Below are 8,783 nucleotides of genomic sequence, written 5' to 3'. Positions count from 1 at the left end.
GAGTTCCATCCGGACTACGTCGGATCGAAGGTCTGGTGGGGTGATCCCGAGGAGTCGTGGGGGATGTCCACGATCGAAGGCGGTGACGTCCTGGTGCCGGGCAACGGCGTCGTCATCATCGGGATGAGCGAACGCACGTCGCGTCAGGCCATCACCCACGTCGCGGCGCGACTGTCCGCCGAAGGGGCCGCGGAGAAGGTGATCGTCGCCGGCATGCCGAAGTTGCGCGCCGCGATGCACCTCGACACGGTGTTCACCTTCGCCGATCGCGACGTCGTGACTCTCTATCCGGAGATCATCGACGCGGTTCAGACGTTCACCCTGCTGCCCACTGATGTCGCACCCGGTGTCGAGGTCGTCGAGGCGAACAAGCCGTTCGTCGAGGTGGTCGCCGACGCACTGGGTCTCGGCGCGCTTCGCGTGGTGGAAACCGTTGGCACCGCTTACGATTCGGAGCGTCAGCAGTGGGACAGCGGCAACAACCTGGTGGCCGTCGCCCCGGGCGTCGTGTTCGCCTACGACCGCAATACCCACACGAACTCGCTGTTGCGCAAGGCCGGCATCGATGTCGTCACCATCGTCGGCGCCGAATTGGGCCGCGGCCGCGGCGGTGGCCACTGCATGACGTGCCCGATCGTGCGCGACCCGATCGACTACTAGAACACGTTCCAGTTCGGCTGCTAGCCTGCTCCTTGCGCGAGTGTGCGTGTCTGCTCCGCGACACGCCGCTGTGAGCGGACCAACGCGCACGCTCGCGCCTTGAATGGGTGACGAAAGGGCGATTGATGGCGGGAACACTCGAGGGTCGCGTGGCATTCGTCACCGGCGCCGCACGGGGGCAGGGCCGAGCGCACGCGGTGCGACTGGCCGCCGAGGGCGCCGACATCGTCGCCATCGACGTCTGCGGGCCGGTCTCCGACACGATCACCTACCCGCCTGCGACGCCGGAGGAACTCGCCGAGACCGTGAGCGCCGTCGAGGCGACGGGGCGCAAGGTGCTCGCCCGCGAGGTCGACATCCGCGATCTCGCCGCCCAGCAGCAGGTCGTCGCCGACGCGATCGAGCAGTTCGGTCGACTCGACATCGTGGTGGCCAACGCCGGTGTGCTCAGCTGGGGCCGGATGTTCGAGATGTCAGAAGAACAGTGGGACAGCGTCATCGACGTCAACCTCAACGGCACCTGGCGCACGTTGCGCGCCGCGGTGCCCGCCATGATCGAGGCGGGCAACGGCGGGTCGATCATCATCGTCAGCTCGTCGGCCGGACTCAAGGCGACGCCGGGCAACAGCCACTACGCAGCCTCCAAGCACGGGCTCGTCGCCATCACCAACTCGCTCGCCCTCGAGGTAGGGGAGTACGGCATCCGGGTCAATTCGATCCACCCGTACTCGATCGGCACGCCGATGGTCGAGCCCGAAGCCATGATGGAGATCTTCGGCAAGTACCCGACCTACATCCACAGCTTCTCCCCGATGCCGTTCCACCCCGTCAACCACGAGGGCAAGAAGGGCCTGCAGGAATTCATGACGGCCGAAGAGGTCTCGGACGTGGTGGCGTGGCTGGCCGGTGACGGCTCGGCGACGATCTCCGGATCGCAGATCGCCGTCGACCGCGGGACGATGAAGTACTGACCGGCACTAAGCGCTGAGCGAACGGCCAGTCGATCGGCGGGCCCGGTGGGTACGTTCGCTTCATGTCCTCGCTCGTGACCCTGTCCTTCGATTACGAACTCGACGGCCTCGACTGCAACGGCGTGATGGTGTCCGGCGATGACGCCCACGCGCCGACCGTGTTGGTGTTCCACGGCATGGAGGGTCGGAGTGACGCTCAGGTCGAGTTCTGCGAGCGGCTCGCCGCGATCGGCTACCGGGCAGTGGCGGTCGACATCTTCGGCCGCGAGGTCAGCCGTAACGTCGCACGCGACGGCATGGACGCGGGGGCGTCGGCGATGGACGCGCTGATGCAGAACCGGGATACTCTGCGGGACAGTCTGTTCCGCGTCGTCGAGATTCTGAGCGCACTGCCAGCCGTCGAGCGGGATGCCATGGCTGCGATCGGGTTCTGCTTCGGCGGCTTGTGCGTGCTCGACCTGGCGAGGCACAACACACACCTCAGGGCCGTCGGTAGCTTCCACGGTGTGCTCACCCCGCCACCGCTCGCGCCGGATTCACCGATCGACACCACGATCGCCGTCTACCACGGTTGGGGGGATCCCTTCGCGCCACCGGCGGACGTGATCGCGCTGGCCTCCGAACTGACCGTCCGCGGTGCCGACTGGCAGCTGCACGCGTACGGGCATGCGATGCACGCGTTCATGGCGCCCTTCGCCAACGATCCCGAGCGCGGCATCCAGTATGACGAGGCGACGGCTAGACGCTCCTGGGCCTGCCTCCTCGACCTACTGGGCGAGACGTTCGACCGCTAGTTCGGCAGGACCAGCACCGGAACCGGGCTGTGGCGCACGATCTTCGTGCCCTTCGACCCGAGGAAGACGCGCGCGATCGCACCTTGGGGCGACGTGCCGATGGCGAGCACTTCGCCGTCCTCCCACTCGGCGGCGTCCAAGGCCTGGTCCCAGCCGTTGCCCGTGACGACCTGAAGAGTGACGTCGTTGCCGACGACGCCGTTGGTCTTCAACGCCGACAACGCTTCTCGCGATGCCAGTGCCCACGACCGAAGGATCGACGTCTTGGCGTCCAGTCCAACCTCCGGTGGGTACATCGTGCGGCCGCCTACGGCGAACGTGATGACTCGCAGAGGGACTCCGAGCTGCGCCGCGAGAGCAGCGGACCGCTCCACGACGTGGAGCGAGTCGGCGTCCCGGGATACGCGGCGGTGATCCGAGTCAGCCCGTGCGACTTGGATCCACGGTAGCTGCGTGGGCAGATCGCCAATGGCACCGGTGACGAGTGCAGCAGCCGGTCGGCGGTCGACCCGACCACGACCTGTCCGAGGCTGCCATCCGCCGCCGAACCCAGCACCAGCACTTCGGCTTTGAGGTCCGCGACGGCCGTCAACAGACCGCCGGCCGCCGAGCGGTGAGCGTATTTGTGGAAGCTGACTTCGAGAGTGTCGTCGAGCGCCGCGACGCACGTCTTGGCCTGGCTGGCCGAGTCGGCGGCCAGTCGATCGGCGTACTGGGCGTACTCCGCGTCGATGCGGGCGGGTGATGGCGTGGTCTACGGCTTGGGCACGACGGTCACGACGGACAGTGACGTCTTGAGGGTGCGCGCCGCCTCGACGCCGAGGTTCAGCGCGGACACCCCGGCCTTGCCGGCCAGATACCCGACTACGACGGTCACTGTTCGTTCCTCGGCTCGTTCCTCGGCGTCACGATCTCGACATCGTCGACACCGGGTGCGACGGAGGCGATGACACCGTCGCCACCGTCGTTCAGCGCGCTGTGGTGCCGACCCCAGATCAGGTAGAACGCCACCACGACTGCGACCCAGGCGCCGAAGGCGATCAAGGTGTACCAGTGCAGGCTGTACGGGATGTAGCCGCACGCGATGATCGAGAGGACCGGCGTGACCGGGTACAGCGGCACCTTGAAGCCGCGAGGCAGATCGGGCTCGCGCCTGCGCAGGATGATCACGCCGAGGGACACCACGATGAAGGCGGTCAGCGTACCGATCGACACCATGTCGGCGAGCTTGTCCAACGGGATGAAGCCGGCGAGGATGCTGACCACGATCGCCACGATGATCGTGTTGTTGACCGGCGTCATCGACTTCGGGTTGACCTTGGCGAACATCGACGGCAGCAGACCGTCGCGCCCCATGGCGAACAGGATGCGGGTCTGGCCGTACATCGTCACCAGGGTGACCGAGAAGATCGAGATCAGCGGACCAGTGGCGAGAATGGGTCTGGCCCAATGGTTTTGAAGGACGTTCTCCAAGATGACGGCCAGGCCGGCCTCCTGACCCTCGAACTCCTCCCAAGGCTGGGCGCCGAGGGCGGCGAAGGCGACCAGGACGTAGACGGCGGTGACGATCAACAGTGCGGCGATGATCGCCCGCGGCATGGTCTTCTGCGGGTCCTTGACCTCGTCGCCGGCAGTCGAGACGGCGTCGAGTCCGATTTAGGAGAAGAAGATGGTGCCCGCGGCGAGTCCGATCGCAGCGGTGCCCATCGGGGCGAAGTTGGCGAACCGGTCGGTCTGGAAGGCGATGAATGCGATGACGATGAGCACGCCGAGCACGCCGAGCTTGATCATCACCATGATGGTGTTGGCCTTGGCGGACTCCGACGCACCGCGGATGAGCAGCACCATGCACATGACGACCAGGAGAATCGCAGGCAGGTTAGACGATGCCCGGTTCGGTGTCCCAGGGCGCCGCCGTGATCGCCGTCGGGAGTTCGACTCCGAACAGGTTGTCAAGAGCTTATTGAGGTACTGGCTCCAGCCGACGGCGACGGCCGCGGTCGAGACTCCGTACTCCAGGAGGAGACAGGCTCCGACGCCCGTGGCGATCTACTCGCCGAGGGTGGTGTAGGCGTACGAGTAGGTTGATCCCGAAACCGGCACGGCCGAGGCCATCTCGGCGTATCAGATCGCCGCCAAGCCCGCCGCGAGGCCTGCCAGCAGGAGCGACAGGATCACGGCCGGGCCCGCTTCGGGTACCGCCGGGGAGAGCACGAAGAAGATACCGGTACCGACCGTGGCGCCGACCCCGAACATGGTCAGCTGAAAGACCCCGATGGTGCGTTTGAGGCCAGAGTCGGCACCATGGGCGACCGGTGCCCCGATGATGGGGCGACGCCGCAGCATCTGTTCGGTGAAGCTCACCGTCGGTGAGGGTGATGCCATGGTGCCTCCTAGGCAGGCGTCAAGCGTTGTCCGTTGTGGGTGAAGCGAGGGCATCGGTCAGTACATTGGCGAACTGATCGACGGCCCAGTCGATCTCCTCCTCGGTGATGACGATGGGCGGGGCAAACCTCAACGTCGAACCGTGCGTGTCCTTGACGAGAACACCGAGTTCGGCCAACCGCAAGCTGATCTGCTTTCCCGTCCCGACCCGCGGATCTATGTCGACGCCTGCCCACAACCCCATGCCGCGCACGGCGAGCACGCCGTGACCGATCAGGCTGCGGAGTCGATGATGCAGGTGATCGCCGAGTTGCTCCGAGCGGGACTGGAATTCGCCGGTCTTCAGCATCGTGACGACGGTCGCACCGATCGCCGCTGCCAGCGGGTTGCCCCCGAAGGTGGAGCCGTGCTCACCCGGATGCAGGACGCCGAGGACGTCGCGGTCGGCCACCACGGCCGACAGGGGCACGACGCCGCCGCCGAGTGCCTTTCCGAGGAGGTACAGATCGGGGACGACGCCCCAGTGGTCGCATGCGAACGTGCGGCCCGTGCGGGCCAGGCCGGACTGGATCTCGTCGGCGATCATCAGGACATTACGTTCGGTGCACAGCGCACGCACCCGGGGCAGGAAGTCGTCTGGCGGCACGATGATGCCCGCCTCGCCCTGGATGGGTTCCAGCAGGACGGCGACGGTATTCTCGTCGACGGCGCCCGCCAACGCGTCGGCGTCCCCGAAGGGCACCGCACGGAAGCCGGGCGTGTAGGGCCCGAAGCCGCGGCGCGCGGCCTCGTCGTCGGAGAAGCTGATGATCGTCGTGGTACGGCCGTGGAAGTTGTTGTGCGCCACCATGATGTTTGACTCGCCCGCAGGCACGCCCTTGACGTCGGTGCCCCACTTGCGGGCCACCTTGAGGCCGCTCTCGACCGCTTCGGCACCGCTGTTCATCGGCAACACCATGTCCTTGCCGCACAACTCGGCCAGCGCGGCGCAGAACGGCCCCAACCGGTCGGAGTGGAAGGCGCGGCTGACGAGGGTGACGGCGTCCAGCTGGGCGTGCGCCGTTGCGGTGATCTGCGGATGGCGGTGCCCGAAGTTGACCGCGGAGTAGGCGGCCAGGCAGTCCAGGTAGCGACGGCCCTCGACGTCGGTGATCCAGGCGCCCTCGGCGGACGCGGCGACGACGGGCAGCGGCGAGTAGTTGTGCGCCGCGTACCGGTCGTCGATCGCGATCGCAGCTTCGGTGAGCTGGCCGGGTCGAGTAGTCACGGTATCCAGGATGGTCACGAATACACCTCCAATGTGCAGCATTTGACGGATCCGCCGCCCTTGAACAATTCGGACAGATCGATGCCGATGGGTTCGAAACCGGCGTCGGCGATCTGCTTGGCGAACCCGGTGGCGTTTGCGGGCAGAACCACGTGTTTGCCGTCGGAGACCACGTTCAGCCCGAGGACGTAGGCGTCGGCGGTGGTCACCTCGAGAGCTTCGGGGAACAGCTTCTGCAACTGTGCGCGGGCATCGTCGCTGAACGCGGGCGGGTAGTACGCGATCGTGGTGTCGTCGAGCACTGCCAGCGCGGTGTCGAGGTGATAGAACCGCGGGTCGACCAGCTCGAGGCTCGTGACGGGCATGCCGGTGATGTGAGCCACCTCGGCATGAGCTCGCTGATCGGTCCTGAAGCCGTACCCCGCCAGGATCGTGGATCCGACGACCAGGAAGTCGCCCTGACCCTCGTTGGTGTGGCGGGTGTACCTGGGCTCGAAGCCGTTGCCAGTCATCCACTCGGCGTGGGCTGCGGCCTCGCCGGCTCGCTGCGGGTAGGCGAAGCGGGCCACGACAGCCTTGCCGTCGACGATCAACCCGCCGTTGGCGGCGTAGACCATGTCGGGCAGGCCTGCGACGGGCTCGACCGTCTCGACGGTGTGTCCGAGCGCGCAGTAGGTCGACAGCAGCGTCTCCCACTGGCGGACCGCGAGGCCGGTGTCGACGGACGTCGACGTGTCCATCCACGGATTGATGGCGTACTCGACGGTGAAGAACGTCGGCGCCGTCATGGCGTATCGGCGAAGGCGGGGGGTGCGGGCTCGCGGCGTCGTTGCGGCGACTTCGAACGCCGGAGTACCGGCGACGTCTGAGATCGTCATGCAATAGACGATATGGGCTGCCTGTTACGCAATCAATCGCCACTCATTGCGTATTGGTGCACACTTCGTTGTGCCAAAGCTACTATTGTGGCGGTTTGTTGTGTTCCGACGGAAAAGAGGTCTCGTGGACAGGCTAGACCAGACCGACGAACGCATTCTCGCCGAGTTGGCCAACCACGCACGTGCCACCTTCGCCGAGATCGGGCAGCGGGTGAACCTGTCTGCACCCGCCGTGAAGAGACGCGTCGACCGCATGCTCGACGACGGTGTCATTCGCAGCTTCACCACCATCGTCGACCGTAATGCGATCGGCTGGAACACCGAGGCCTACGTACAAGTGTTCTGCCACGGCACGATTGCGCCCGCGGAACTCCGCGAGGCCTGGGTCGGGATCCCCGAAGTCGTCAGTGCGGCCACCGTGACCGGTACGGCGGACGCCATCCTGCACGTGCTGGCCCGCGACATGCGACACCTCGAAGAGGCCCTCGAACGGATCCGGGCGAGCGCCGACATCGAACGCAGCGAGAGCATCGTCGTGCTGTCCAACATCATCGAGCGGGCGCGCGTCTGACCCCGCGGGCGGGCTAACCGAGGGTGGCGGACACCAGAACTGGTCGATCGTGTAGTAAAGCCCTGTGACTACTACTGGGGGCATCGTCATCGTCGGCGGTGGACTCGCTGCGTTGCGCACGGCCGAACAGCTGCGCCGCGCCGAGTACACCGGCCCGATCACCCTTGTCAGCGACGAGGACCATCTGCCCTACGACCGGCCGCCGCTGTCCAAGGAGGTGCTGCGCGCCGAGACCGACGACGTGGTTCTCAAGCCCGCCGAGTTCTACGACGAGAAGGAGATCACCGTCCGCCTGGGTTCGGGCGCGGCGAGTCTGGACACCGAGGCGCAGACGGTGACGCTGGCCAGTGGCGAAGTGATCGGTTACGACGAGCTGGTCATCGCAACGGGGCTGGTGCCCAAGCGGATTCCGTCCTTCCCCGACCTGGAGGGCGTCCGCGTGCTGCGGACTCTCGACGAGAGCCGCGCGCTGCGTGAGCACGCCGGTTCGGCGCGGCACGCCGTCGTCATCGGCGCCGGGTTCATCGGCTGCGAGGTCACGGCAAGTCTGCGCAAGCTCGGCGTCGCCGTGACCCTGGTCGAGCCGCAGCCGACGCCGCTCGCTTCGGTGCTCGGTGAGCAGATCGGCGAGTTGGTGGCCCGCTTGCACCGCGCCGAGGGTGTCGACGTGCGGTGTGGCATCGGTGTCACCGAGGTGAAGGGCAGCGGCCACGTCGAGAAGGTCGTGCTGTCCGACGGCACCGAGCTCGACGCCGACATCGTCGTCGTGGGCATCGGCTCCCGGCCGTCCACCGACTGGCTCGAGGGCAGCGGCGTCGCCGTCGACAACGGCGTCGTCTGCGACGTTGCGGGCCGCACCAGCGCCCCCAACGTCTGGGCGATCGGCGACGTGGCCTCCTGGCGTGATGCTGCCGGACACCAAGTGCGCGTTGAGCATTGGAGCAACGTCGCCGAGCAGGCCCGGGCCATCGTGCCCGCGATGCTCGGTACCGACGCCCCCTCCGCGGTGGTGGTGCCCTACTTCTGGAGCGACCAGTACGACGTCAAGATCCAGTGCCTGGGCGAGCCGGAGCCCGACGACATCGTGCACGTCGTCGCGGACGACGGTCGCAAGTTCCTGGCCTACTACGAGCGCAACGGTGCAGTCGTCGGCGTCGTGGGCGGCGGCATGCCCGGCAAGGTGATGAAGGCCCGCGGCAAGATCGCCGCCGGGGCCCCCATCGCCGACGTCCTCACCTAGCCAGCCCGCGATTTCGG

8 protein-coding genes and 2 pseudogenes are annotated in these 8,783 nt (G+C 66.8%); 5 read left to right on the top strand and 5 right to left on the bottom strand.

All coding sequences use genetic code 11. The features are described 5' to 3' along the window. The 3 genes from VET27_RS11570 to VET27_RS11560 form a co-directional block, all read left to right on the top strand. A partial coding sequence (locus VET27_RS11570; RefSeq protein WP_526518131.1) for an arginine deiminase family protein occupies positions 1 to 660 on the top strand: 660 nt, incomplete at its 5' end. 125 nt (positions 661 to 785) lie between these two features. Beyond that, positions 786 to 1,631 (top strand): mycofactocin-coupled SDR family oxidoreductase, encoded by an 846-nt coding sequence (locus VET27_RS11565; protein ID WP_526518129.1) that lies wholly within the window; start codon positions 786 to 788, stop codon positions 1,629 to 1,631. Between the two features lie 62 nt (positions 1,632 to 1,693). After that, a complete protein-coding gene (locus VET27_RS11560; RefSeq protein WP_526518127.1) occupies positions 1,694 to 2,425 on the top strand; it encodes a dienelactone hydrolase family protein in 732 nt (243 codons plus the stop codon). Here VET27_RS11560 and VET27_RS11555 read toward each other — a convergent pair. The 5 genes and pseudogenes from VET27_RS11555 to ddaH all read right to left on the bottom strand — a co-directional run bounded on the left by VET27_RS11555 (position 2,422) and on the right by ddaH (position 6,955). Then, a pseudogene (locus VET27_RS11555) lies at positions 2,422 to 3,302 on the bottom strand (universal stress protein). The gene VET27_RS11560 and the pseudogene VET27_RS11555 sit on opposite strands and share 4 nt — an antisense overlap. Beyond that, positions 3,299 to 4,444 (bottom strand): annotated as a pseudogene (locus VET27_RS11550) (amino acid permease). Before VET27_RS11550 ends, VET27_RS11555 begins: the two co-directional pseudogenes overlap by 4 nt. A 105-nt stretch (positions 4,445 to 4,549) precedes the next feature. After that, the gene (locus VET27_RS11545; RefSeq protein ID WP_526518125.1) at positions 4,550 to 4,810 is read right to left on the bottom strand and encodes a hypothetical protein; all 261 of its coding nucleotides are present in this window, start codon (positions 4,808 to 4,810) and stop codon (positions 4,550 to 4,552) included. Positions 4,811 to 4,829: 19 nt separating this feature from the next. Continuing rightward, the gene (gene rocD / locus VET27_RS11540; RefSeq protein ID WP_526518123.1) at positions 4,830 to 6,119 is read right to left on the bottom strand and encodes an ornithine--oxo-acid transaminase; all 1,290 of its coding nucleotides are present in this window, start codon (positions 6,117 to 6,119) and stop codon (positions 4,830 to 4,832) included. After that, a complete protein-coding gene (gene ddaH / locus VET27_RS11535; RefSeq protein ID WP_526518121.1) occupies positions 6,092 to 6,955 on the bottom strand; it encodes a dimethylargininase in 864 nt (287 codons plus the stop codon). Before ddaH ends, rocD begins: the two co-directional genes overlap by 28 nt. Positions 6,956 to 7,079: 124 nt before the next feature. On the opposite strand from ddaH, the gene VET27_RS11530 reads away from it, so the two are divergent. Together VET27_RS11530 and VET27_RS11525 are read left to right on the top strand one after the other, a co-directional pair. Further along, the gene (locus VET27_RS11530; RefSeq protein ID WP_526518119.1) at positions 7,080 to 7,526 is read left to right on the top strand and encodes an Rv2324 family transcriptional regulator; all 447 of its coding nucleotides are present in this window, start codon (positions 7,080 to 7,082) and stop codon (positions 7,524 to 7,526) included. Between the two features lie 64 nt (positions 7,527 to 7,590). Beyond that, complete coding sequence (locus VET27_RS11525; protein WP_526518117.1) at positions 7,591 to 8,766, top strand: NAD(P)/FAD-dependent oxidoreductase; 1,176 nt, start codon at positions 7,591 to 7,593, stop codon at positions 8,764 to 8,766. Positions 8,767 to 8,783 lie beyond the last annotated feature (17 nt).

The organism is Mycobacterium sp., assembly GCF_035633495.1.
Taxonomy (GTDB): domain Bacteria; phylum Actinomycetota; class Actinomycetes; order Mycobacteriales; family Mycobacteriaceae; genus Mycobacterium.
The sequence above is the reverse complement of the archived record's forward strand: the minus strand, read 5'-3'. Positions and strand labels throughout refer to the sequence as shown.